Source organism: Roseibium sp. RP-7, from assembly GCF_053005225.1.
Window position 1 is genome coordinate 354,846 of record NZ_JBRKQA010000001.1, and the last position, 23,202, is coordinate 378,047.

The following is a 23,202-nucleotide window of genomic DNA, read 5'->3' on the forward strand; positions in this document are numbered from 1 at the left end:
TGTGAAATAGACAGGAAAAATGAGGCAGCAATCCAACAACTTTTGAGCCACTGCACAGGAACTGCACAAACAATACTGAAAAGCCGCTCGGCCACGCCCTTTTGTGTCCTGTTCTGTCTTCAATGATCGCCCTGTTGACCGGGTGCCCGCCTGACGGGACATCCTTCTGGCAGAGGGTTGATTTGCATGACAAGCGATACTGAAAACGACACCATTGAACAACCGCAGGAGCGACCTCAATTTTCGCAGCCCCGCTCACCCCGTGAACAGCCGGTGCGCCGAACGTCTTTTCTTGGGTCTCCGGCAGTCAAGTTCGTGATCATCGGAGTGTTGACCGTGATGCTGCTGGTGCCGAGCCTGTTCGTCTGGGTGCTGGTGGAAGAACGTGCCGAAAGGGCCCGGGATGTCGCTCAGGACATCGCCCGGTCCTGGGGTGGCGTCCAGGAGATCAACGGACCCTACCTGGTTGTTCCGTTCAGCGAGACCTTTACTGTTTCCACCGGAGAAAACGCCAAGACCGAAATTCGCTGGCACACTGCCATCCTGTTTCCGGAAAAGCTGGATGTGAGTGGCGACATCTCCGTTCAGGAGCGCAGGAAATCGATCTATTCTCTGCCCGTCTATCATGGTGACGTGACATTGAAGGGCCGGTTTGCCGCAACGTCGTCCGAAAACTTTCAGCCGCAGTTCGGTGGGCAAATCGACATTGCCGGGGACAAGGCGGTTCTTGTGGTCGGCATCGGCGACATCGCAGCGCTGAAAAGCGAGGTCGCACTGGTCCTGAACGACATTGGTTCCGTGCCGTTCGAGCCTGGGCTCGGGCCGCTGACCATGGAGCCGATGCGGCGGTCTGTTGCCACGATCAACGCGTCCGGTATCAACGCACCTGTCGCTGCGGGTTTGTGGCGAAACGGGTTTTCTTTCGACATCCCCATGCAGCTGAACGGCTCCACCGCTTTCTACGTTGCCCCGGCCGGTCAAACGACCAGCGTATCCCTTCAATCCGACTGGCCGCATCCCGGTTTCACTGGCGCATTCCTGCCGGAGGCACGAGAAATCGGCGATGCCGGTTTCAACGCATCCTGGACCATCCCCTATCTTGCCCGTGGCATTCCCAAACTGGTGCTAGGCCCGCAAATGCCGTTGCAAAGCAAGGTCCTGGGAGTGCAATTCGTTGAACCCGTCAATTTCTATCAGACCATTTCCAGGTCGTTGAAATACGCAGTCTGCTTCATCAGTCTGACCTTCCTGGCGGTCTTCGTTCTGGAAATGCGCTCCGGATGGCGGGTCCATTGGATCCAGTATGGCCTGGTCGGATTGTCCCTGATCGTCTTCTACGTCATGCTGCTCGCCTTTGCAGAGCATGTTGGCTACGGCCTGGCCTATCTTGTGGCCGCTGCCGCCGCGACGCTGCTGAATGCGCTTTATATCGGGACTTCGCTCAAGAGCCGTCTTGCTGGAAGCGTGATGCTTGCGGTCCTGGCTGCGATATTCGGCGTGCTTTATGCGCTCATGCAGGAGCAGGACTACGCGCTCCTGATCGGTTCGATGATCGGGTTCCTGTCACTTGCCGTTACCATGTTTGCCACCCAGCGGATCGACTGGTCCGGGCAACAACAGGTCGGCACGAGGCCGCAAGCCGAAGCGGTCTGACGGTCATTCTGCCATTCCGGTATGTCGCCAATCCGGTCGGCGGTGTGGCTTCGCTGCGCCGCCGATTTTGCTTGGCATTTGCCGGTTGAGCGCATCGCAGCTCTAAAACGAGGCTTGCAATTTCTCCTTGAATGTTCTTATTTTGTTCTATTGAGGTGAGTGGGAGGACGTGATGTCCATTCTTGATCATATCGGTTTTGCGGTCAGCGATTTTCCGGCGTCTCGTGCGTTCTACGAAAAGGCCCTGGCGCCACTTGGCATCAAGGTGTTGATGGAAGTCACCGCTGAAATGACGGGTGGACCCGCCTATTGCGGTTTCGGCAAGGACAAGCCGGACTTCTGGATTGGTGAAGGCAAAGCCCTCGGAACACCGGTGCATGTCGCCTTTGCAGCTTCGAACCGGGCGCTCGTCGATGCCTTTTACGAGGCTGCGATCGCAGCCGGCGGCAAGGATAACGGCGCACCGGGTCTGCGGCCGCAGTACCACGAAAATTACTACGGTGCTTTCGTACTCGACCCGGATGGTCTGAATATCGAGGCGGTCTGTCACCTGCCTGAATAAGTCTTTGTTTCCTGCTTTCAATTTGGAGAAAAAAATGCACAAGAGCCGGCTGGGAGATCTGGTGATCGACTGTGATGGTGGCGATATCGACCGCCATGCGGAATTCTGGGCCGGTGCGCTCGGGCGCACTGTTGAAGCTGAGCCGAAAAACCCACGCTATCGCCGTCTGATCGGCACGGAAGATGAAATCGGCATCCTGCTCCAGTCGGTCGAGCATCCCTCCCGCGTGCACCTGGATATCGAAACCGACGATCCGGAAAAGGAAGTTGCCCGGCTCGAAGGTCTGGGCGCGACCATCGTTCAGAAACTGGACGGCTGGACAGTGATGCAGGCAACCAGCGGTCACCGGTTCTGCGTCGTCAAACCGCAACTCGCCGGTTTTGAGGAGGCTGCCAAGACCTGGGAGGCCTGAGAACGGCCTGATCAGTCATGGCTTTGGCTGCCCGAAATGAGGGGCCTCACGCCAGGCTCACGGGCATGTGCTGGTTTGGGGAGCGGAGTTGAGTTTGTCTCAGCCGCCGGGCGCGTTACCTCTTTCGGGTAGAATTCGAAGTGCCTTCACGGGTCTTCCAACCCATGAAGCGCATTTCAAAGTCGAAGACCACAGCTCGAAACCCAAGCGCGCTGGTCGTCTTTCCGGTCGGGGTTTCGCAATCATCACCAGGTTGTTGATCCCCCGGGAAAGGTCGACCACAACCAGCTCCCTGGAGGACCTGACATGAAACGCCTGCTCCCGCTCACTTTCTTTGCCGCGCTCGTGGCGTCGATGCCACCGGGTACCGCACAGGCCGAAACCGCGGTGCTTGCCGGAGGATGCTTCTGGTGCGTTGAATCCGATCTTGAGAAACTTCCCGGCGTGCGAGATGTCGTTTCCGGCTATGCCGGCGGGGAGACCCAGAACCCTACCTACAAGGATTATGATCGTGGCGGTCACCGGGAGGTCGTCAAGGTCGATTTCGACGAGAACAAGATCAGTTACGCCGAACTTGTCGGGATCTTCCTGCGCACCGTTGATGTGACGGACGCCGGCGGTCAATTCTGCGACCGGGGACATGCCTATTCCACCGCCATTTATCCTCTGGACGAAACCCAGGCGAAACAGGCCAGGGCGGAAATCGCGAAGGCGGAAAAAGCACTCGGCGGCAAGATCGTAACGCCGGTCGAGGCTCCGGCCGTTTTCTGGCCCGCCGAGGACTACCACCAGGCCTATTACAAGAGCCAGGTTCGTACGCTCACCCGCTTCGGCTACGTCACCCGCGCCGACGCCTACAAAGGCTACAGGAAAGGGTGCGGCAGGGATGCACAGGTCAAGGCTGTGTGGGGCAGCGAAGCCTTCAAGGGGCTGCCCAAGGCAGGATCATAACATTCGAAAATGGGCCGTTTCCGCGGGGAACGGCCCAAAAGAACAGCATTTTCGTCGAATTTTCAGGCATCAATTTGCCGTAGGGTAAGGTGTACACTACATACTTTCAGTGGGCTTACGTCTGAAAGGACGCTAACATGCTGAGCTTGTTTGGAAGTCGCGTTACAGCAGAGCCGGAATTTATTTCTGAATTGAGAGCCGTCGAGACGGAAGACCGCCTTCGAAGATCCACCGCCGCCATGCTGGAAGCAGCAGGGTTGGAGATCTGTGACACCAACACACCGACCGAATTTGCGGCAGCTGCCACCGTGTCGATCATGAAGCTCGTGCTGAAAGTGGTCGAGCGGGACTTTGACGAACTGTGCTTCGAAAACCGATTTGTCACCGGCCTGTTCGGGTTCCTGATTGCCCATAACCTGACGCGGCGCACCAATGCTGATCTTGGTGTCGTGTTGGGTATTGCGGGTCTGGACCTCTTCTCGCATGAGGAAATCGAACAGATCTACAAGCTCGGCTCGTCCTACAGGCGTCTGCGCCAGCACCGGAACATGCATCTGGCGCTCAGGGACATCATCGACAGTTTCCTGTCGCATCCTGATGAAGAAACCTTGTCGGACCTTGCCGGAGTGTATCAGCTCTGCCTGCAGCAGGACGGTTGACCGGATTTCATCGGCAACCATCGTGGCGGTCATACGCCGGCTTCAAATGCCTCGACCAGCTCGAGGAACGCCTCACCGTATTTTTCAAGTTTGGACTGCCCGACACCGGAAACGGCCAGCAGCGCATCTTCGGTCACCGGGCGCGCAGCGGAAATCCCGGCCAGCGTCGCGTCCGTGAACACCACATAGGGCGGTACGCCCTGATCGCGGGCAATCTGGGTCCGCAGCCTGCGCAAGCGTTCAAACAGCAGCCTGTCTTCATGGTCCAGTTCATCGGCGATGGAGGCCGTACGTGAAGAACTCGTCCGTTTCAGGCCAGCCGCGCTCCGGTCCTTGCGCAAGGCGAGCTTCTCGTCACCGCGCAGGACGCTTCGCGCCTTTTCCGTCAGAACCAGAGCACCGAACTGGGCATGGTCGACATCGACGTAGCCTGCGGCGACAAGCTGACGGGCAATCGATTGCCAGGTCTTCTGCGGCACGTCCTGGCCAATTCCGAAAACCGACAGCGTGTCATGGCCGAAGCGGGTGCTTTTCTCGTTGGTCTTGCCCAGAAGCACATCTATGACATGCGCCGTGCCGAAACGTTGACCAGTACGATAGATCGCCGACATCAGCTTTTGGGCAGCTTCCGTGCCGTCCCAGGTCTCCACCGGGGACAGGCAGGTGTCGCAGTTGCCACAGGGTTTGGGGTAGGTCTCGCCGAAATGGGCCAGCAGGGCCTGACGACGGCAACCGGCCGTTTCACAAATGCCGAGAAGCGCGTTCAGCTTGGCATTTTCCGCGCGCTTGACCTCCTCGGGCGCATCGCCCTCGGCAATCATGCGCCGGCGCTGCACCAGATCGGCCATGCCGTAAGCCATGAAGGCTTCGGATGGAGCGCCGTCGCGGCCTGCGCGGCCGGTTTCCTGGTAATAGGCCTCGACCGAAGAGGGCAGATCCAGATGCGCGACATAGCGCACATCCGGCTTGTCGATACCCATGCCGAAGGCAACCGTTGCCACCAGGCACAGCCCTTCTTCCAGCAGAAACGCATCCTGGTTGGCTGAGCGCTGTTCCGCGGGCAATCCGGCGTGATAGGGCAGGGCCCTGATGCCCTTAGAGGTCAGCCATTCGGCGATATCCTCGACCTTTGCCCGCGACAGGCAATAGACGATGCCGCTCTCGCCGGAGTGCTTCTTCAGGAAATCCAGCAGCTGCTGGCGCTGGTTGGTGCGCTCGACAATCTCGTAGCGGATGTTTGGCCGGTCGAAGCTGGTGGAAAAGACGGCGGCGTCTTCCAGCTGCAGGCGGGCCAGAATGTCTTTTTGGGTGTGCGGGTCGGCAGTCGCGGTCAACGCCACACGCGGCACGCCCGGATAGCGGTCGCGCAGACAGGACAGCGACATGTACTCCGGACGGAAGTCATGTCCCCACTGGCTGACGCAATGCGCTTCATCGATGGCAAAAAGGGCAATCTGCAGCGTGTCCAGGAACTTGCGGAAGCTCTCGGTGCCCAGCCGCTCCGGTGTCACGTAGAGCAGGTCGATTTCACCGCGGCGCAGGGCACTGCGAATGCCGTCCTGTTCTTCAGGTGACAGCGTGGAATTGAGGGCCGCGGCCTGAACGCCAGCAGCGCGAAGCGCACCGACCTGGTCTTTCATCAGTGCGATCAGCGGCGAGACGACAATGCCGACCCCACGCCGGCACAGTGCCGGGATCTGGTAACAGAGCGACTTGCCTGCGCCGGTGGGAAACAGAACGACAGCGTCGTTGCCGTCCACAAGCGTTTCGATCACCGCCTGCTGTTTGCCCCTGAAGCTGCTGTAGCCGAAAACCTTCTGCAGAACCGCAAGCGGCTTCGGCTCCGGACGCACGGTCGGAGCAACGGCATGCTGCACTGGAATGACTTCCTCCGCGGCAACAGCGGGCGAAACGGGCATGGGTGAGACGGGTCCTTTGATTCTCCCGCACAATGTCTTATTCGCGGAAGAAGGGCAATGAAGGCGGAACCGCGCCTGTGGATGACGTACAGGCCCTGGTCAGAGCATCAAAAAATCAGATGCTTAGGAGACGCGTGGAGGCGGTGTGTTGGCACCTAGAACTCGGCGTCCGGATCCGTCGCCAGCGTTTCGGCGCAGTGAATGCGCATCTGTTCGGTCAGATCGCCAAGGTCGCCTTCAAGTTTTTCCGGCCGGATCGGCTTGCCGAAATGCACGTTGAACTTGGCATGTTCCTTGTTGAGCAATTCGTTGAAGACCGTCATGTCGCGCAATTCGGTCGACACTCTCGCAAGGAAATAGAACAGGCCGGAATTGCGCCCGCCCATGTGCATGGGAATGATCGGGGCCTTGTTCTTGCGTGCCAGCGCCAGGGCTGACGTCATCCAGGGCCGTTCTGTCAGCTTGCCGTCGTGCCAATAGGCCAGGCGCCCGGAGGGAAACAGCACCACAACCCGCTCCTTGGCAAAGGCGGAGGAGGCGAGCTTGATCGTTTCCTTGGATTTTTCGCGGGTCTTGAAGTCAGCACGCCATTCGACCGGAATGATCATGTCGGCAAGGCGCGGGTTGATGCGGATGGCATCGCGGTTGGCAAAGATCGCAAGATCGTTCCGGCGGGACTTGATCGCATCATAAAGGACGATGCCGTCGGCAATGCCGGTCGGGTGGTTGGACACCAGAACGACGGGGCCTTCCTGCGGAACCCGTTCAAGGCCAAGCGTGGTGACGTCAAGCGACAGCAATCCGCTCAAATGGGCAAAAACCTCCAGCGCTTCCATCTGCGCAATGGTGTCGGCCATTTCGACGGCGGACTTGTAGCGAAGGATCTTGTGAGCGAAGGGTCTGATGAAGGGCCACCACGGGCTGGCCATCACCAGCTTGCCCCGTTCGGCAATCAGAAGGTCGACGATATGCTGCTCAGAAATCTGCCTCTGTGCCGCGGCCTGACGGCGCGTCGGCAAGGTGTCTGTCGTCTGGTCGGTCGTCCGCACAATGCACCTCTGCCCACGAGATTACTGCCTCACTCCGATGCATCGTTAACGAAATCAGCCTCTTGGTGCAAATGATCGTTGTACGAATTTCAGGATCGGAATCCGCCCATCGGCGGCTCAGCTCCATAGGGAACTGGTGAAAATTGCCAGCGATGTCAAGAAGGAGGCTGCCCAGGCAAGCGAGCGCGGCGAGGCGCGGTCGGCCCAGTAGCAGCCGATATAAATGATCCTCAGTAACACGAAAAGCACGGCGAGCCTGTCGATCCAGTGCGGGTCGCCGCCCTGGTTGAGGCCAACGAAAACGGCAACCGCAAACAGGGGAAATGCCTCGAAGCCATTCGCCTGTGCCCCCTGTGCGCGGGCGCGGAAACCGTCTCGCCAATAGTCCGGGTCACGTGGGCGGGCGTTGTCGAAGGACTTGTCCAGTTTTGCCGGAAAGACGGAAAGCAGCGGCAGGATGGCGGCGGCAAGGACACACCAGAAGGCGACGGGCATGTGGGCTCCTCAGGAACGTGTTGCAGGTCTTGCGCGAATACCCGGAATGAGGCTGCAGCGGGGCACCGGGCTGCACGCGAGCGTTTGTGCGCATATCTATCAGGCTCGTGGAAGATATCCTCATGATTTTCGATGTTGCCCCGGGTTTGTCATAAAGTCTTCCCGTCCCGGCGCTAGGGGGAGGCCGCCCATGACGTGATTGGCATGGGCTGCAGCCGCGAAGGAATGCCCCTTGTCGAAAACAACCGTTCTGTTCGTCTGTCCGGACAACAGCCTGCTGTCGCCCCTGGCCGAAGCCTATCTGAATTTTCGGGCAGGTGGTCTGATGCGGGCGTTCTCCGCAGGTGTGGCTCCTTCCCAGGAACTGAGCCGGCATGTGCGCCGGATACTGTCAGCACGGGGAATTGATGCCAAAGGGCTTGCGCCCAAGCCGATCGACATTTTCCTGATGCCGCATGCTGAAATTCCCGACAGGGTCGTCTATCTCGCTGACCAGGTGCCGGTAGCCCTGCCGCCGCAGTGGAAGACCACGACATCGAGTCATTGGTGGAACATTGCCGCAAAACCGCCTTTTCCGGATGGTTTTGGTGCCTGCGCCACTTATTTCGAGAAGATTGCGGAGGCGATCGACAGGCTTGTGGAGCCGCCAAAAACAGCAGGCAAAGTCGTCTCGAACCGGGTTGCCTGAGCGATCAGAAAACGGTCGATTCTCAGGATTTTGGATTTTCGACAAATTGTGGGCTAAGAGTTGCTCCCATATTGGGACGAAGGTGAGGGATTGATTCGTCATGATGCGCGCGGGAAAGTTTGTTTTGATCGTCGGCCTGGTGGTCCTGGCAGCTGGTTGCCAGAGATTGTCCGGAGGCCGGAATTATGCCGAACCGCTGCCGGCGACCCCGACTACACCCGTAGGCTCGGGACAGCTTGCACCGCTTGATCCCAACGCGCCGGCCGGCGGTCTCAACGATCCGTCGGCTCAGCCGACCGACCTGGCCAGCAACCCGGTTGCAGCGCCTGCCGATGCCAAGGAAGTTGGCCGGACAGACCTTCTGGGTGGCTGGAAAATCACCTCCGCTGGCGACAACTGCATGGCCTTCATGACGCTGACAACATGGTCCGGCGGCTACCGTGCAAATACCAGAGGTTGTGCTTCGCCTGTACTGTCCGGGATCTCTGCATGGGATCTGAGTGGCAATCAGGTGGTTCTGAAGGACGGCACCGGCCTGATCGTTGCACAGCTTTACTCCAGCGCTTCCGGCCAGTTCAACGGTCAGACCTCTACCGGATCGCCGATCTCGCTGTACCGTTAAGGCCCCTCCGTATTTATGCTGGACAGCTCGCGCTATAGGTGTATATTTGCATAGCTACCGGAAAGGCTGTGCAAATGTCAAAATATGAACCACTGCGGGAACACTTGGCACGACTGGAAGATGTTGTCTGGGCGGCCAAGCTGAACGAAGTCGAAGATATCATAGGCTCGTCGCTGCCCAAGAGCGCCCGGGAACACCGGACATGGTGGGCAAATTCCGGCGGCAGTCTCGTTCACCAGAACGCCTGGCTTGATGCCGGCTGGCGGGTAGAGCGAACCGATCTCATGCGCGATGTCATCGTCTTCCGCCGGTTGCGCATCGGCGGAACCGTGGCCGGGGTGTCCGCCCGTATGGATCGGACCGCCAAGAATCCGCAAAAAACTGCAGAAAAGCGGCTCACCAAGGAAATGGCGGCCCTTCGTCAGCCTGCAACCGTAACGTTGCGCTCCGAATGGACCACGCTTGGCGATGTCCAGCGCACACCCTGTTCCAATTCCATCATTCCGCAGGAAGGCGGCGTTGTGCGCTTTGCGGCCATGGAAGGCGACGAAGTCGTCACTGCCATCGTCGCAACCTTGTCGGTTCACAAGGCCTATCGCAGCCTGCGCATGGCGATGAAGGGTCTGGACGACGATACCGGCAGCCGTGTCGGTACGGAGCTGTTCAAGAAGGCCGGTTTCGATGCCGCCGCACCAATCGAATGCGATGTGGTCAAGTCCGGCAATGCCTGGCTGCTGACCGACGGTCGTGGCCGCAAGGCCAATCTGGACGACCAGTCCGAGTGTTATCTGGTTGCCCAGCTGCTCTATCTTCAGGAAGTCCAGAACGGTCGCAAGACGGCCCTTTACCTGCGCTAAGTGTTGTCTGAGTGCTTTTTGCGCTCAGCCGGGCACAGGCATGATGGCCGGGTCCAGTCAGGCCGAGCCGTTTGGGCGTTCATGATTGCGTTCCTCCCGCACAGGACCCCTCCCTGTGCCCTGCGCCCGTAACCCTCCCACCGGTTGCGGGCGCTGTTTGTTCAGAGGGCGTGCTGCCTTCCTGTTTCGAGTTCCTCAAGGCTTGGCCTGTGTTTTTCTGCCCATTATCAGTGAATTGCGAACCAGGCTGCTGGGTGCGGTGTTCCGTCAATGGGGGCAGTGATGGCGGGGCCGGAAGGAGCGTCATCGCTGGATCAGTCGCATACCTTCCCCTGAGAGCACGCCTTCGATGAAGGATGTCTTGCCGGAATTGTATGTTTCCCAGTCGGGGTTCGAACCGGCCTTGAGGGCAAGGTCCCGTTTCAACACGGCATAGCGCCCGGCAAGGCTGGCATCGCCGCGCAAGGCGTCGCGAAACTGGCGCCGCTGATCAGGTGAGGGGCAATCGGATGCACACAGACACAGCCGATGCGCGATAATCAGCTCGTGATTTTCCCTCTCGTTCGACCGGGGGGCTGGTCCGGCTGGCCGGGTCATTTGCACTTCGTCTTCCCGGAAGCGGGCGCCGAGATCATGGTAGCCATACAGCAGAAGGTCGTTGCTGAGTGCAGCCGGTGAAAATCCGGGAGCCAGCGTTACATCGATATGAAGTTTGGGTTTGGCAATCAGCCCAGGGACGGCCGTGGACCCGACATGGTCCAGGCGCAGGGTCCTTGCTCCCAGGAGATGTCCGAGGTCGTCGACCAGCAGGTCAGCCTGGCGAAACCAGTCCGGATTATGTGGGAGCAACGGAATGGACATGAGGTCTGAAATCCTTAAATTTCAAACGGTTGAAAAACAAATACGTAAGAATGTGTGATCGTATGCAACCATATCATGACTTGCATCTGCGACGTTTTGACCTTATTCCGCCGTGCAAATAGATACGTCCAAGACCCCATGAATTCTCATGGAGGGAGCAGCACCCTTGAAGATGGAACTGCCGGTCAACCGCGCCCTGAGCGCCCGCTACGACGCGCTCATCGCGTCGGGTGAGATCAAGGAAGACCCCGTGCAACGGGAGGCGGTGCGACAGCTCGATCTCCTGAACACCCGTCTTGCCGAAACCCGCCTGGCCTCCAAGAAAAGTTCACTTGGCTGGCTGTTCGCCAACAAGAAGAACCAGCTCTGGGCCTCCGTACAGGGGCTGTACATGTGGGGCGGTGTCGGGCGCGGCAAGACGATGCTGATGGACCTCTTTTACGAGGTCACGGTCATCCGCCGCAAAAGGCGTGTGCATTTCCACGAGTTCATGACCGACGTGCACGAGCGCATTCATGCCCACCGCCAGGCGCACAAGCGCGGCGAGGTCAAGGGTGACGATCCGATCCCGCCTGTGGCGAGCCAGATTGCCGAAGAAACGCGGCTGCTGCTGTTTGATGAGTTCTCGGTGACCGACATCGCCGATGCCATGATCCTCGGCCGCCTGTTCACCCAGCTTTTCGAGCGCGGCGTCATCGTTGTCGCCACGTCCAACGTCGAGCCGTCTCTCCTCTACAAGGACGGGCTCAACCGCCAGCTGTTCCTGCCCTTCATCAAGATGCTGACCTCCAAGGTGGAAGTGCTGCATCTGGACAGTCCGACGGATTACCGGCTGGAGAAGCTTGCTGGTGCGCCGGTCTATGTCACGCCTCTGGGCGAGAGTGCAAACGCCCAGATGGATGAGCTCTTTGCCAAGCTGACGCACGGCATGACACCGCATTCCGAAGAGCTGGAGAACAAGGGCCGCAAGATCGCCGTTCCCTGTGTCGCGGCCGGAGCGGCCAGGTTCACCTTCGACGACCTGTGCATGCAGCCGTTGGGGGCAAGTGATTATCTGCGCATCGCTCATGCCTTCGGCACGGTGTTTCTGGACAACGTGCCCGTGCTGTCCAAGGCGCGGCGCAACGAAGCCAAGCGCTTCATCAATCTGATCGATACGCTTTACGATAACGGCATCAAGCTGGTGGTATCGGCTGAGGCCGAGCCGCAGGATCTATACGTCGGCGAGGACGGCACGGAAGCCTTCGAATTCGACCGGACAGCCTCCCGGTTGATCGAGATGCGGTCCGAGGCGTACCTTGCGGGAGAAAGACGGCAAGTGCACGCATAGGTCTGCATTCCCTATAGGTGAATTATGCAGACGGGAAGATCTGAGAAAATTTGTCCGGCATCGCGCAATATTCTTTTGGCGAGGTTGCGCGGGCGGATCAAAGGGAGTAGTGCCATCCTCAGTCATCAGAGGATGGCATGGAGTTCCATCTTACGTAAAGGGAAACTTTCGAAATGGCGCGGAACAAGATTGCCTTGATCGGCTCTGGTCAGATCGGCGGCACGCTCGCACATCTGGCAGGTTTGAAGGAACTGGGAGACATCGTGCTCTTCGACATCGCGGAAGGTGTTCCGCAGGGTAAGGCGCTCGACCTGGCCGAGTCCTCCCCGGTCGATGGCTTCGATGCCAAAATGGCGGGTGCCAACAGCTACGAAGCCATCGAAGGCTCGGACGTTGTCATCGTTACCGCCGGTGTTCCGCGTAAACCCGGCATGAGCCGCGACGACCTTCTGGAAATCAACCTGAAGGTTATGGAGCAGGTTGGCGCCGGCATCGCAAAGTATGCCCCGAACGCATTCGTCATCTGCATCACCAACCCGCTCGACGCGATGGTCTGGGCCCTGCAGAAGTTCTCCGGTCTGCCGAAGAACAAGGTCGTCGGCATGGCAGGCGTACTTGATAGCGCCCGTTTCCGTTACTTCCTGGCAGACGAGTTCAACGTCTCCATCGAAGATGTGACCGCATTCGTTCTCGGCGGCCACGGCGACACCATGGTGCCGCTGACCCGCTACTCCACCGTTGCCGGCATCCCGCTTACTGACCTGGTCAAGATGGGCTGGTGCACTGCCGAGCGTCTGGAAGAAATCGTCCAGCGCACTCGTGACGGCGGCGCGGAGATCGTCGGCCTCCTGAAGACCGGCTCCGCTTTCTACGCTCCGGCGGCTTCCGCCATCGCAATGGCCGAAAGCTACCTGAAGGACAAGAAGCGCGTTCTGCCGTGTGCTGCTGCTCTCGACGGCCAGTACGGCCTGAAGGACACCTATGTGGGCGTTCCGGTCGTGATCGGCGCCGATGGCGTCGAGCGCATCATCGAGATCGACCTGCAGGGCGACGAAAAGGCCAACTTCGACAAGTCTGTCGCTTCCGTCGACGGTCTGGTCGAGGCCTGCAAGAAAATTCAGCCGGCGCTCGCCTGAACCGGGCCCGCCTAAGGGAATTTGCGGCCGTTCTTCCTGCCGGGAAGAACGGTCCTCCGACAACGGGGGAAACACATGAACATTCATGAATACCAGGCCAAGGCCGTTCTGAAGGAATACGGTGCACCGGTGGCCGAAGGCGTTGCCATCTTCTCCGCCGACGAAGCCGAAGCAGCCGCCAAGAGCCTTCCGGGCCCGCTCTGGGTCGTGAAGTCGCAGATCCACGCAGGTGGCCGCGGCAAGGGCAAGTTCAAGGAACTGTCCGCTGATGCCAAGGGCGGTGTCCGTCTGGCTTTCTCGCTGGACGAAGTCACGTCCAACGCCAAGGAAATGCTCGGCAACACGCTGGTCACCAAACAGACCGGTGCCGCCGGCAAGGTGGTCAACCGTCTCTACATCGAAGACGGCGCCGACATCGAGCGTGAGCTTTACCTCTCCATTCTGGTCGACCGGACCGTTGGCCGCCCGGCTTTCGTTGTCTCCACCGAAGGTGGCATGGACATTGAAGCGGTGGCCGAAGAAACCCCCGAAAAGATCGTCACCCTGCCGATCGATCCGGAAACCGGTGTGACCGAAGCCGATGCCGCCAAGCTGTGCGACGCGCTGGAACTGACCGGTGCGGCGCGCGAAGACGGCATGAAGCTGTTCCCGATCCTGCACACGGCTTTCGTCGAGAAGGACATGAGCCTTCTGGAAGTCAACCCGCTGATCGTCATGAAGGACGGCCGCCTCCGCGTACTGGATGCCAAGGTTTCCTTCGACGGCAACGCCCTGTTCCGTCATCCGGACATCATGGAGCTGCGCGACGTCACCGAGGAAGACGACAAGGAAATCGAGGCCTCCAAGTATGACCTCGCCTATGTCGCTCTCGACGGTGACATCGGCTGCATGGTCAACGGTGCCGGCCTTGCCATGGCGACCATGGACATCATCAAGCTCTACGGCGCCGAGCCGGCCAACTTCCTCGATGTTGGCGGTGGCGCTTCCAAGGAGAAGGTGACGGCCGCGTTCAAGATCATCACCTCCGATCCGAACGTGAAGGGCATCCTGGTCAACATCTTCGGCGGCATCATGCGCTGCGACGTGATCGCGGAAGGCGTGGTTGCAGCCGTCAAGGAAGTCGGCCTGCAGGTTCCGCTCGTTGTTCGCCTGGAAGGCACCAACGTGGAACTCGGCAAGAAGATCATCAACGAAAGCGGTCTGAACGTGATCGCCGCTGACGATCTCGACGACGCCGCCCAGAAAATCGTGAAAGCCGTGAAGGGGGGCGCGTAAATGTCCATCCTCGTCAATAAAGACACGAAAATCATCGTTCAGGGCCTGACCGGCAAGACCGGCACGTTCCACACCGAACAGGCGCTTGAGTATTACGGCACCAAGATGGTCGCCGGCGTGCACCCGAAAAAGGGTGGCGAGACCTGGTCTTCCGGTGTCGACAGCGCTGCATCCCTGCCGATCTATGCGACCGTAGGCGAAGCCAGGGAAGCAACCGGTGCCGACGCCTCCGTGATCTACGTTCCGCCGGCAGGCGCGGGCGCCGCGATCATCGAAGCTATCGAAGCGGAAGTTCCGTTCATCGTCTGCATCACCGAAGGCATCCCGGTTGCCGACATGGTCAAGGTCAAGGCCAAGCTGGAGAAATCCAAGTCGCGCCTCCTCGGCCCTAACTGCCCCGGTATCCTGACCCCGGAAGAATGCAAGATCGGCATCATGCCGGGCTCCATCTTCAAGAAAGGCTCCGTCGGTGTTGTTTCCCGCTCCGGCACCCTTACTTATGAAGCTGTCTTCCAGACCACCAATGCCGGCCTCGGCCAGACGACGGCTGTCGGTATTGGCGGCGACCCGGTCAAGGGCACCGAGTTCATCGACGTCCTGGAAATGTTCCTGGCCGACGACGAAACCCAGTCGATCATCATGATCGGCGAAATCGGTGGCTCCGCGGAAGAAGACGCGGCGCAGTTCCTGAAGGACGAAGCCAAGCGCGGCCGGTCCAAGCCGATGGCTGGTTTCATCGCCGGACGGACAGCGCCTCCGGGCCGCACCATGGGCCACGCCGGTGCCGTTATTTCAGGCGGCAAGGGCGGTGCAGAAGACAAGATCGCTGCGATGGAAGCTGCTGGCATCAAGGTGTCACCGTCTCCTGCGAAGCTCGGCGAGACCCTTCTCGAAGTCTTGAAGGGCTGATTCTGCAAGAATCTTTAGCGATGGGGACGGAAACTGTTTACGTTTCCTGTCGCATGATGAAAGGATGGGTTCCGGCGCGGTTGACGTGCCGTAACCATTTTTCGAGGGGTCGGTGGAAACCATCGGCCATTGTAGGGAAACCGGCCGCGGGTCAATTTTTCGGGCCCGCCTAAACAAAAGGGCGGAGGATACCTCCGCTAAAGGACATGGCACGGCAGGAAGCGAACAACGTATTCGCACTGACGTCGTTGCTTTACGGCGCCAACGCAGCCTATATCGAAGACCTCTACGCACAGTACAAGACAGATCCGAGCTCGGTCGACGCCGAGTGGCAGGACTTCTTTGCGGCCTTCCAGGACGAGAAGGAAGCAGTGCTGAAAGAGGCTCGCGGGGCGACCTGGAAACGCAAGGACTGGCCGATCGAGGCCAATGGCGACCTCGTCAATGCATTCGACGGCAACTGGGGCCCGATTGAGCAGAAGCTCGGCGACAAACTGAAAAAGAAGGCTGAAGCCAAGGGCGAGCCGGTTTCGGATCAGGAAGTTCATCAGGCGACCCGCGATTCCGTTCGCGCCCTGATGATGATCCGCGCCTATCGCATGCGCGGCCATCTTCATGCAGATCTCGACCCCCTCGGCCTGGCCGGCAAGGGCGACCACGAGGAACTGCATCCCTCCTCCTACGGCTTTACCGAAGCCGACTGGGACCACAAGATCTTCATCGACCACGTGCTGGGTCTGGAATACGCCACCATCCGCGAGATGATGGACATCCTGAAGCGGACCTATTGCTCGACGCTGGGTGTCGAGTTCATGCATATCTCCGATCCGGCGGCCAAGGCCTGGATTCAGGAGCGCATTGAAGGTCCGGACAAGCAGGTTGCCTTCACCACGGAAGGCAAGAAGGCGATCCTGAACAAGCTGGTCGAAGCCGAAGGTTTCGAAAAGTTTCTGGACGTCAAATACACCGGCACCAAGCGCTTCGGCCTGGATGGTGGTGAAGCGCTGATCCCGGCGCTGGAACAGATCATCAAACGCGGCGGCTCGATGGGCCTTAAGGAAATCGTGTTCGGCATGGCCCACCGCGGCCGCCTGAACGTGCTTTCCCAGGTGATGGCCAAGCCGCACCGGGCAATCTTCCACGAGTTCAAGGGCGGCTCCTACGCGCCGGACGATGTGGAAGGCTCCGGCGACGTGAAGTATCACCTCGGCGCGTCTTCCGACCGGACGTTCGACGGCAACGACGTGCACCTGTCGCTGACGGCAAACCCCTCGCACCTGGAAATCGTCAACCCGGTGGTTCTGGGCAAGGCGCGCGCCAAGCAGGATCAGCTGGCTGCCGACGAGAACGGCAACTTCGTCGACACGACCGAAATCGACCGCGGCACGGTTCTGCCGCTGCTGCTGCACGGCGACGCCGCATTCGCCGGCCAGGGTGTTGTTGCGGAATGCTTTGGCCTGTCCGCGCTGCGTGGCCACCGCACCGGCGGTTCGGTCCATGTAATCATCAACAACCAGATCGGCTTCACCACCAACCCGCGTTTTTCGCGGTCTTCGCCCTATCCGTCGGATATGGCGAAGGTGATCGAGGCGCCGATCTTCCACGTCAACGCGGATGATCCGGAAGCCGTCGTCTTTGCAGCCAAGATCGCGATTGAATATCGCCAGACGTTCCATCGTCCGGTGGTCATCGACATGATCTGCTATCGCCGCTTCGGCCACAACGAGGGCGACGAGCCGGCGTTCACGCAGCCGATCATGTACCGCAAGATCCGCAAGCATGCGACGACGCTGCAGCTCTACTCGGAACGCCTCATCAAGGAAGGTGTTCTGACGCAGGACGAAGTCGAGCACATGAAAGCCGACTGGCGCAAGCATCTGGACGACGAGTTCGATGCCGGCCAGGCCTTCAAGCCGAACAAGGCCGACTGGCTGGACGGCAAGTGGGCAGGCATGAAACGGGCCGACGACGAAGACGATCCGCGTCGCGGTGAAACCGGTCTGCCGATGGATGAACTGAAGTCGATCGGCCGGGCTCTGACCCACGTGCCGGACGGTTTCAACATTCACCGCACGATCGCGCGCTTCATGAACCAGCGTGAGCGCATGATCGAAACCGGCGAAGGCATCGACTGGGCAACCGCTGAAGCGCTTGCCTTCGGTTCGCTGCTGAAGGAAGGCCACCCGGTGCGCCTGTCCGGTCAGGATTGCGAACGCGGCACGTTCTCGCAGCGCCATTCGGTTCTGTACGATCAGGAAGACGAGAGCCGGTACATTCCGCTCAACAACGTCTCTCCCGATCAGCAGCGCTACGAGGTCATCAACTCGATGCTCTCGGAAGAAGCCGTGCTCGGCTTCGAATATGGCTACTCGCTGGCAGAGCCGCGTGCTCTGACACTCTGGGAAGCCCAGTTCGGCGACTTCGCCAACGGCGCCCAGGTGGTGTTCGACCAGTTCATCTCTTCGGGTGAGCGCAAGTGGCTGCGCATGTCCGGCCTCGTCTGCCTGCTGCCGCATGGCTACGAAGGTCAGGGACCTGAGCACTCTTCCGCCCGTCTGGAGCGTTACCTCCAGCTTTGCGCCGAAGACAACATGCAGGTTGCGAATTGTTCGACGCCGTCGAACTACTTCCACATCCTGCGTCGTCAGCTGCGCCGCGATATCCGCAAGCCGCTTATCCTCATGACGCCGAAATCCTTGCTGCGTCACAAGAAGGCGGTATCCACGCTGCAGGAACTGGGTCCGGAATCCTCCTTCCACCGTCTGTTGTGGGACGACTGGGGGCCGAACCTGAATTCGGAAGGCAAGCTGGTTTCAGACGACAAGATCCGGCGCGTCGTGATGTGCTCGGGCAAGGTCTACTACGATCTGTTCGAAGAGCGCGAAAAGCGCGGCGTCAACGACGTCTACCTGCTCCGCGTCGAACAGCTCTATCCGTTCCCGAAAAAGGCGCTGATGCTGGAACTGGCGCGCTTCCCGCAGGCCGAAATGGTCTGGTGTCAGGAAGAGCCCAAGAACATGGGCAGCTGGTTCTTCGTCGAGTCCTACATCGAATGGGTCCTGGAGCAGATCGACGCCAAGCACAAGCGCCCGCGCTATGCTGGCCGCAATGCGATGGCATCGACCGCAACCGGCCTGATGTCCTCGCATCTGGCGCAGTTGCAGGCGTTCCTCGAAGAGGCTCTGGGAAGTTAGTCACAAGAGGGCCTTCGGGCCCTCTTTCAAAAATTTGGCCAGGTAATTTTAAGAGAAGGCGACCATGGCAACCGAAATTCGCGTCCCCACGCTGGGTGAATCCGTTTCCGAAGCGACTATTGCGCAGTGGTTCAAGAAACCGGGCGACGCCGTCAGCCAGGACGAGCCCCTTGTGGAACTGGAAACCGACAAGGTAACCGTCGAAGTTCCGGCACCGGCCGCGGGCACGCTGGAAAGCATCGTGGTCAAGGAAGGCGACACCGTTGAAGTTGGCGCCCTGCTCGGTCAGATCGCAGAAGGCACCGGTGCTCCGGCCGCGAAGGCTGAAGCGGCTCCGGCAAAGGCTGACGCCAAGGCCGAAACCAAATCCGAAAAGGCTCAGCTGGTCGATGTCGTCACGCCGAGCGCAGGCGAATCCGTCACCGAGGCGGAAGTCGGCGAATGGAGCGTGAAGGTCGGTGATGTCGTCAAGGCCGACGACACGCTGGTGGAACTGGAAACCGACAAGGCAGCCCAGGAAGTTCCGGCCCCGGTTGCCGGCACCATCGTCAAGATCGCAGTCGAAACCGGTACGACCGTGGAACCCGGCGTTCTGCTCTGCCAGATCGATCCGTCAGGCGAAGGTGCTGCCGCCGCTCCGGCAGCCGCTGCACCGGCACCGGCTGCGTCCGCTCCGGCCGCAAGCGGCGGGTCTTCCATGCCGCCGGCTCCGTCTGCTCAGAAGATGATGGCTGAAAACAACCTTTCCGCCGACCAGGTTGCCGGGTCCGGCAAGCGTGGTCAGGTGCTGAAGGAAGACGTCATCAACGCGATCGCCTCCGGTGCAACCTCTTCGTCGGCAGCCCCGTCGGCTGCTCCCGTTGCCCGTGGCCCGGTTGCCGCCCAGGACGAAATTCGCGAAGAACGCGTTCGCATGACCAAGCTGCGCCAGACCATTGCGCGCCGCCTGAAGGACGCACAGAACTCCGCGGCCATGCTTACCACCTACAACGAAGTGGACATGGGCCCGGTCATGGAACTGCGCAAGCAGTACAAGGACCTGTTTGAGAAGAAACACGGCGTCAAACTCGGCTTCATGGGCTTCTTCACCAAGGCGGTGACCCATGCGCTGAAAGAGATCCCGGCAGTCAATGCCGAGATCGACGGCACCGACATCATCTACAAGAACTTCTGCCACATCGGCGTCGCCGTCGGCACGGACAAGGGCCTTGTGGTTCCGGTTGTGCGCGATGCGGACCAGATGTCCATCGCCGAGATCGAGCAGGAAATCGGCAATCTCGGCCGCAAGGCGCGCGACGGCAAGCTGGGCATGGCTGATATGTCCGGCGGCACCTTCACCATCTCCAATGGCGGGGTATATGGTTCGCTGATGTCTTCGCCGATCCTGAACGCGCCGCAGTCCGGTATCCTGGGCATGCACAAGATCCAGGAACGTCCGATGGCTGTGAACGGCCAGGTGGTTATCCGCCCGATGATGTATCTGGCGCTCTCCTATGACCACCGGATTGTCGACGGCAAGGAAGCCGTGACCTTCCTGGTTCGCGTCAAGGAAAGCCTGGAAGATCCGCAGCGTCTGGTTCTGGATCTCTGATCCGGTTCAGTGCCTAGCTTGTGCCTTGCCGGGAACGCCCCGGCAGGGTACCCGGACATTTTAAGGTTGCCTGGCCAGCGGCGTTCCAGCTCTCGCGGTTGAATGCCCGTCGGTCTGGCCCAGGAGGAGCCGCATTGTGAGCCTGGAATTTCTGATTACTGCTCTTGTCGTGGTGCTCGTTCCGGGCACCGGTGTTGTTTATACGGTTGCCGTCGGACTTGGCAGAGGCCGTCAGGCATCCGTTGCCGCGGCCTTCGGCTGCACCCTCGGTATCATTCCCGCAATTCTGGCGTCCGTCGTGGGCCTGGCGGCGCTGATGCACACCAGTGCCCTGGTGTTCCAGGGCGTGAAATACGCCGGTGTCGCCTATCTTCTCTACCTTGCCTGGCAGACGCTGAAAGACAGCGGACCGATGGAACTGAAAGCCGACAGGGGATCGCGCAAGAGCTTCCTTGCAACGGCGCGCACCGGCTTCCTGATCAACATCCTCAATCCCAAGCTGACGGTATTCTTCCTCGCCTTCCTGCCGCAATTCGTCAGCCATGATGCCGTCAATCCAACGCTCGACATGCTGCTGATGGGCGGCGTCTTCATGGCAATGACCTTCGTTGTCTTTGTCATCTATGGCGCGTTTGCTTCACTGGTCGGCGAGAAGGTGTTGAAGAGCGATCGCGTGATGGTCTGGATGCGCCGGACCGTGGCTGCAACCTTTGCCGGGTTCGGCTTGCGGCTGGCTCTGGCGGAGCAATAATCGGATCATCGCCGACACGGTGTGAGACGGTCAGGAGGAACAGGAATATGAACGCCATAAAGCGTTATGCCCTTTCGGTTGTTCTTGTCGTCTGGACCGTCCTCGGACTGATAGTCTCTTCGCACGCAAGCGAACAACGCACTGCGCTTGTGATCGGAAACGCGCAATATGGTTATGGCCCGCTCGCCAATCCGGTCAATGATGCTCTGGCCATCGCCCGCGCCCTCGACAAGGCGGGTTTCGAGGTCATCCTTCAGACTGACGCCAACCGTGATGCCATGGAACAGGCGATCCGGGCCTTCGGTGATCGGCTGAAAAAGGAGGGTGGTGTCGGCCTGTTCTATTACGCCGGCCACGGTATCCAGATTAAGGGCGAAAACTACCTGCTGCCTGTGGCAGGGGATGCGCCGGCGGACGAGGTCCTGCAGCAGCAGTCGGTCGCGGTCAGCGAGGCCGTGGAAGTAATGACGTCGTCCCATGACGGGCTCAACATCGTCGTGCTGGACGCTTGCCGCAACAATCCCCTCGGTGGGGCATCGTCCGGCCTGTCGCGGATCGACAGCAATGCGCGCCTGTTCGTCTCGTATTCGACGTCACCTGGCTCCGTGGCTCTGGACGGGCAGGGCAGCAACAGCCCTTTCACCAAGCATCTTGCCAGCGCCATCGCGACCCCGGCGCTCAATCTGGAAGAAACCTTCAAGCGCACGCTGAAGGGCGTTTTTCAGGAAACGAACGGCCAGCAAACGCCCTGGATTTCCTCGTCTTTCTTTGGAGATTTCACCTTCGTTGACGGCGGCACGGATAATCCGGCAGGATCGGTGCCCAAGATGGCCGCTCTTGCGGCAATCGGAACCGCGCTCAAGGAGAGCACCGCGCGCACCGGTCCGGCCCGCCAGATCTCGGGTGTCTACCGGGTCGAGGGAACCAACCCGAACGGAACGACCTACGACGGCATGCTGGCAATCACGCCGGAAGACCGGAATGTGCGGCTCACCTGGTGGATTGGGACCGACGTCTTCACCGGCGTCGGCGAGTTCGCCGGCCGCATGCTGGTGGTCAACTGGGGAGACAAGCACCCTGTCGTCTATTCCTTCACTGGCGCGGAAACGCTGGACGGTGAATGGGCGGACGGCTCGGCCAGCGAAAAGCTGACGCTCTATTCGCGCACTGCGCCGGTCGAGGCGGAAGGGCTGACTGGCAACTATTCGGTTGCCGGCCGAAACCCGGACGGTACGACATATGACGGTACGGTCGTGTTGACGCAGCAGGGCCGGACATTCACGCTGATCTGGACAGTCGGCACCGACAGCTATCGCGGCGTGGGTGAACTGGACGGCAACGTGCTGACGGTGGACTGGGGCGACAAGACGCCGGTGGTTTACGCGGTCATGGCGGACGGGCATTTGAAAGGCCTCTGGGCCGCGGGCCGCGGCGCTGAAGAACTGACGCGCATTCAAGGGCAATAGGAACGGGAGCCGGTGGGAATTCATGACTGACACGGTTGTATTGGTGACGGGCGGGAGCCGGGGGATCGGCGCTGCCGTCAGCCGCAAGGTTGCGGCGCTCGGTCACAAGGTGATCGTCAACTACACGCACAACCAGGCTGCCGCTGATGCTCTCGTCGAGGACATCAAGGCGGCCGGCGGCGAGGCCGTGGCAGTTCAGGGTGACGTCCAGAACGAAGCCGACGTGCTGCATCTTTTCGCCGAAGCCGACAAGCTCGGCACCCTCAAGGGCCTGGTCAACAATGCCGGTGTTGTCGACTATTCCCAGCGCGTCGATGAAATGACCCTGGAACGTCTGACACGAATGTTCTCCATCAACGTGATCGGCGCCTTCCTGTGTGCCCGCGAAGCGGTCAGGCGCATGTCGACCAAGCATGGCGGCACCGGCGGTGTGATCGTCAATCTCGGGTCTGCAGCCTCCAAGCTGGGGTCACCTTCCCAATATGTCGACTATGCAGCCTCCAAGGGGGCTATCGATACCATGACTGTCGGATTGGCGCTGGAAGTTGCCGACGAAGGTGTTCGCGTCAACGGTATTCGTCCCGGCATTATCGACACCGATATCCACGCCTCGGGCGGCCATCCTGACCGGGTGGCCCAGCTCAGGTCCAAACTGCCGATGAAACGTGCCGGAACCGCCGACGAGGTGGCCGAAGCGATTCTGTGGCTTCTCTCCGACCAGTCCAGCTATACGACCGGTGCCATCCTCGATGTCTCCGGCGGCCGGGCAATCCTTCCCTAACCCCCATTCAAACCAGAAATGAAAGAGGCAAAGGCGACCAA

The 23,202-nt window shown here is 60.0% G+C and carries 21 protein-coding genes; 17 read left to right on the top strand and 4 right to left on the bottom strand.

Annotation, left to right across the window (positions count from 1 at the left end; translation table 11 throughout):
• The first annotated feature begins 186 nt into the window (after positions 1-186).
• The 5 genes from creD to ACVDG9_RS01595 all read left to right on the top strand — a co-directional run bounded on the left by creD (position 187) and on the right by ACVDG9_RS01595 (position 4,237).
• The gene (gene creD / locus ACVDG9_RS01575) at positions 187-1,653 is read left to right on the top strand and encodes a cell envelope integrity protein CreD (protein WP_447237142.1); all 1,467 of its coding nucleotides are present in this window, start codon (positions 187-189) and stop codon (positions 1,651-1,653) included.
• A 178-nt stretch (positions 1,654-1,831) separates the two neighbouring features.
• Positions 1,832-2,215, top strand: coding sequence for a VOC family protein (locus ACVDG9_RS01580; protein WP_447238275.1), 384 nt, complete (start codon positions 1,832-1,834; stop codon positions 2,213-2,215).
• Between the two features lie 34 nt (positions 2,216-2,249).
• On the top strand, positions 2,250-2,627 hold the full coding sequence (locus tag ACVDG9_RS01585; RefSeq protein WP_447237143.1) for a VOC family protein: 378 nt from the start codon (positions 2,250-2,252) through the stop codon (positions 2,625-2,627).
• 306 nt (positions 2,628-2,933) lie between these two features.
• The gene (gene msrA, locus ACVDG9_RS01590) at positions 2,934-3,578 is read left to right on the top strand and encodes a peptide-methionine (S)-S-oxide reductase MsrA (RefSeq protein ID WP_022999028.1); all 645 of its coding nucleotides are present in this window, start codon (positions 2,934-2,936) and stop codon (positions 3,576-3,578) included.
• 137 nt (positions 3,579-3,715) lie between these two features.
• Positions 3,716-4,237: a hypothetical protein gene (locus ACVDG9_RS01595; protein WP_022999027.1), complete on the top strand. Its 522-nt coding sequence runs from the start codon at positions 3,716-3,718 to the stop codon at positions 4,235-4,237.
• A 29-nt stretch (positions 4,238-4,266) separates the two neighbouring features.
• On the opposite strand, the gene recQ is transcribed toward ACVDG9_RS01595, so the two are convergent.
• From recQ to ACVDG9_RS01610, 3 genes are all read right to left on the bottom strand, one after another.
• Complete coding sequence (gene recQ, locus ACVDG9_RS01600; protein ID WP_022999026.1) at positions 4,267-6,156, bottom strand: DNA helicase RecQ; 1,890 nt, start codon at positions 6,154-6,156, stop codon at positions 4,267-4,269.
• Positions 6,157-6,311: 155 nt separating this feature from the next.
• Positions 6,312-7,205, bottom strand: a complete 894-nt coding sequence (locus ACVDG9_RS01605; RefSeq protein WP_022999025.1) for a lysophospholipid acyltransferase family protein — start codon at positions 7,203-7,205, stop codon at positions 6,312-6,314.
• A 117-nt stretch (positions 7,206-7,322) separates the two neighbouring features.
• Positions 7,323-7,700 (bottom strand): MAPEG family protein, encoded by a 378-nt coding sequence (locus ACVDG9_RS01610; protein ID WP_022999024.1) that lies wholly within the window; start codon positions 7,698-7,700, stop codon positions 7,323-7,325.
• Between the two features lie 232 nt (positions 7,701-7,932).
• Between ACVDG9_RS01610 and ACVDG9_RS01615 the strand changes: the two genes are divergently transcribed.
• The 3 genes from ACVDG9_RS01615 (at position 7,933) to ACVDG9_RS01625 (ending at position 9,867) form a co-directional block, all read left to right on the top strand.
• Positions 7,933-8,388, top strand: a complete 456-nt coding sequence (locus ACVDG9_RS01615; protein ID WP_447237144.1) for an arsenate-mycothiol transferase ArsC — start codon at positions 7,933-7,935, stop codon at positions 8,386-8,388.
• A 100-nt stretch (positions 8,389-8,488) separates the two neighbouring features.
• Positions 8,489-9,010: a protease inhibitor Inh/omp19 family protein gene (locus ACVDG9_RS01620; RefSeq protein ID WP_022999022.1), complete on the top strand. Its 522-nt coding sequence runs from the start codon at positions 8,489-8,491 to the stop codon at positions 9,008-9,010.
• 74 nt (positions 9,011-9,084) lie between these two features.
• Positions 9,085-9,867 carry a DUF7662 domain-containing protein gene (locus ACVDG9_RS01625; RefSeq protein WP_022999021.1) on the top strand — a complete coding sequence of 261 codons (783 nt, stop codon included), beginning with the start codon at positions 9,085-9,087 and terminating at the stop codon, positions 9,865-9,867.
• A 303-nt stretch (positions 9,868-10,170) separates the two neighbouring features.
• Here ACVDG9_RS01625 and ACVDG9_RS01630 read toward each other — a convergent pair whose 3' ends face one another.
• Positions 10,171-10,728 (bottom strand): GrpB family protein, encoded by a 558-nt coding sequence (locus ACVDG9_RS01630; protein ID WP_447237145.1) that lies wholly within the window; start codon positions 10,726-10,728, stop codon positions 10,171-10,173.
• 172 nt (positions 10,729-10,900) lie between these two features.
• On the opposite strand from ACVDG9_RS01630, the gene zapE reads away from it, so the two are divergent.
• The 9 genes from zapE to ACVDG9_RS01675 all read left to right on the top strand — a co-directional run bounded on the left by zapE (position 10,901) and on the right by ACVDG9_RS01675 (position 23,161).
• Positions 10,901-12,058 carry a cell division protein ZapE gene (zapE, locus tag ACVDG9_RS01635; protein ID WP_031268680.1) on the top strand — a complete coding sequence of 386 codons (1,158 nt, stop codon included), beginning with the start codon at positions 10,901-10,903 and terminating at the stop codon, positions 12,056-12,058.
• Positions 12,059-12,231: 173 nt separating this feature from the next.
• Positions 12,232-13,194 carry a malate dehydrogenase gene (gene mdh, locus ACVDG9_RS01640; RefSeq protein WP_022999018.1) on the top strand — a complete coding sequence of 321 codons (963 nt, stop codon included), beginning with the start codon at positions 12,232-12,234 and terminating at the stop codon, positions 13,192-13,194.
• Positions 13,195-13,269: 75 nt separating this feature from the next.
• Positions 13,270-14,469 (top strand): ADP-forming succinate--CoA ligase subunit beta, encoded by a 1,200-nt coding sequence (gene sucC, locus ACVDG9_RS01645; RefSeq protein WP_075281685.1) that lies wholly within the window; start codon positions 13,270-13,272, stop codon positions 14,467-14,469.
• The gene (gene sucD, locus ACVDG9_RS01650; protein ID WP_077291000.1) at positions 14,470-15,378 is read left to right on the top strand and encodes a succinate--CoA ligase subunit alpha; all 909 of its coding nucleotides are present in this window, start codon (positions 14,470-14,472) and stop codon (positions 15,376-15,378) included.
• A gap of 206 nt (positions 15,379-15,584) precedes the next feature.
• Complete coding sequence (locus ACVDG9_RS01655; protein ID WP_022999014.1) at positions 15,585-18,572, top strand: 2-oxoglutarate dehydrogenase E1 component; 2,988 nt, start codon at positions 15,585-15,587, stop codon at positions 18,570-18,572.
• 64 nt (positions 18,573-18,636) lie between these two features.
• A complete protein-coding gene (gene odhB, locus ACVDG9_RS01660; protein ID WP_447237146.1) occupies positions 18,637-20,163 on the top strand; it encodes a 2-oxoglutarate dehydrogenase complex dihydrolipoyllysine-residue succinyltransferase in 1,527 nt (508 codons plus the stop codon).
• Between the two features lie 136 nt (positions 20,164-20,299).
• A complete protein-coding gene (locus tag ACVDG9_RS01665) occupies positions 20,300-20,914 on the top strand; it encodes a LysE family translocator (protein ID WP_022999012.1) in 615 nt (204 codons plus the stop codon).
• A 47-nt stretch (positions 20,915-20,961) separates the two neighbouring features.
• Positions 20,962-22,380, top strand: coding sequence for an LIC10280 family protein (gene lfb1, locus ACVDG9_RS01670; RefSeq protein WP_447237147.1), 1,419 nt, complete (start codon positions 20,962-20,964; stop codon positions 22,378-22,380).
• Between the two features lie 22 nt (positions 22,381-22,402).
• Positions 22,403-23,161 carry an SDR family oxidoreductase gene (locus ACVDG9_RS01675; protein ID WP_447237148.1) on the top strand — a complete coding sequence of 253 codons (759 nt, stop codon included), beginning with the start codon at positions 22,403-22,405 and terminating at the stop codon, positions 23,159-23,161.
• Positions 23,162-23,202 lie beyond the last annotated feature (41 nt).

What these genes read in the sequence shown, in the direction of transcription:
- creD (WP_447237142.1), top strand. Translation starts at nt 187, where the DNA reads ATGACAAGCGATACTGAAAACGACACCATTGAACAACCGCAGGAGCGA.
- ACVDG9_RS01585 (WP_447237143.1), top strand. Translation starts at nt 2,250, where the DNA reads ATGCACAAGAGCCGGCTGGGAGATCTGGTGATCGACTGTGATGGTGGC.
- msrA (WP_022999028.1), top strand. Translation starts at nt 2,934, where the DNA reads ATGAAACGCCTGCTCCCGCTCACTTTCTTTGCCGCGCTCGTGGCGTCG.
- ACVDG9_RS01595 (WP_022999027.1), top strand. Translation starts at nt 3,716, where the DNA reads ATGCTGAGCTTGTTTGGAAGTCGCGTTACAGCAGAGCCGGAATTTATT.
- recQ (WP_022999026.1), bottom strand. Translation starts at nt 6,156, where the DNA reads ATGCCCGTTTCGCCCGCTGTTGCCGCGGAGGAAGTCATTCCAGTGCAG.
- ACVDG9_RS01610 (WP_022999024.1), bottom strand. Translation starts at nt 7,700, where the DNA reads ATGCCCGTCGCCTTCTGGTGTGTCCTTGCCGCCGCCATCCTGCCGCTG.
- ACVDG9_RS01620 (WP_022999022.1), top strand. Translation starts at nt 8,489, where the DNA reads ATGATGCGCGCGGGAAAGTTTGTTTTGATCGTCGGCCTGGTGGTCCTG.
- ACVDG9_RS01625 (WP_022999021.1), top strand. Translation starts at nt 9,085, where the DNA reads ATGTCAAAATATGAACCACTGCGGGAACACTTGGCACGACTGGAAGAT.
- ACVDG9_RS01630 (WP_447237145.1), bottom strand. Translation starts at nt 10,728, where the DNA reads ATGTCCATTCCGTTGCTCCCACATAATCCGGACTGGTTTCGCCAGGCT.
- zapE (WP_031268680.1), top strand. Translation starts at nt 10,901, where the DNA reads ATGGAACTGCCGGTCAACCGCGCCCTGAGCGCCCGCTACGACGCGCTC.
- mdh (WP_022999018.1), top strand. Translation starts at nt 12,232, where the DNA reads ATGGCGCGGAACAAGATTGCCTTGATCGGCTCTGGTCAGATCGGCGGC.
- sucC (WP_075281685.1), top strand. Translation starts at nt 13,270, where the DNA reads ATGAACATTCATGAATACCAGGCCAAGGCCGTTCTGAAGGAATACGGT.
- sucD (WP_077291000.1), top strand. Translation starts at nt 14,470, where the DNA reads ATGTCCATCCTCGTCAATAAAGACACGAAAATCATCGTTCAGGGCCTG.
- ACVDG9_RS01655 (WP_022999014.1), top strand. Translation starts at nt 15,585, where the DNA reads ATGGCACGGCAGGAAGCGAACAACGTATTCGCACTGACGTCGTTGCTT.
- odhB (WP_447237146.1), top strand. Translation starts at nt 18,637, where the DNA reads ATGGCAACCGAAATTCGCGTCCCCACGCTGGGTGAATCCGTTTCCGAA.
- lfb1 (WP_447237147.1), top strand. Translation starts at nt 20,962, where the DNA reads ATGAACGCCATAAAGCGTTATGCCCTTTCGGTTGTTCTTGTCGTCTGG.
- ACVDG9_RS01675 (WP_447237148.1), top strand. Translation starts at nt 22,403, where the DNA reads ATGACTGACACGGTTGTATTGGTGACGGGCGGGAGCCGGGGGATCGGC.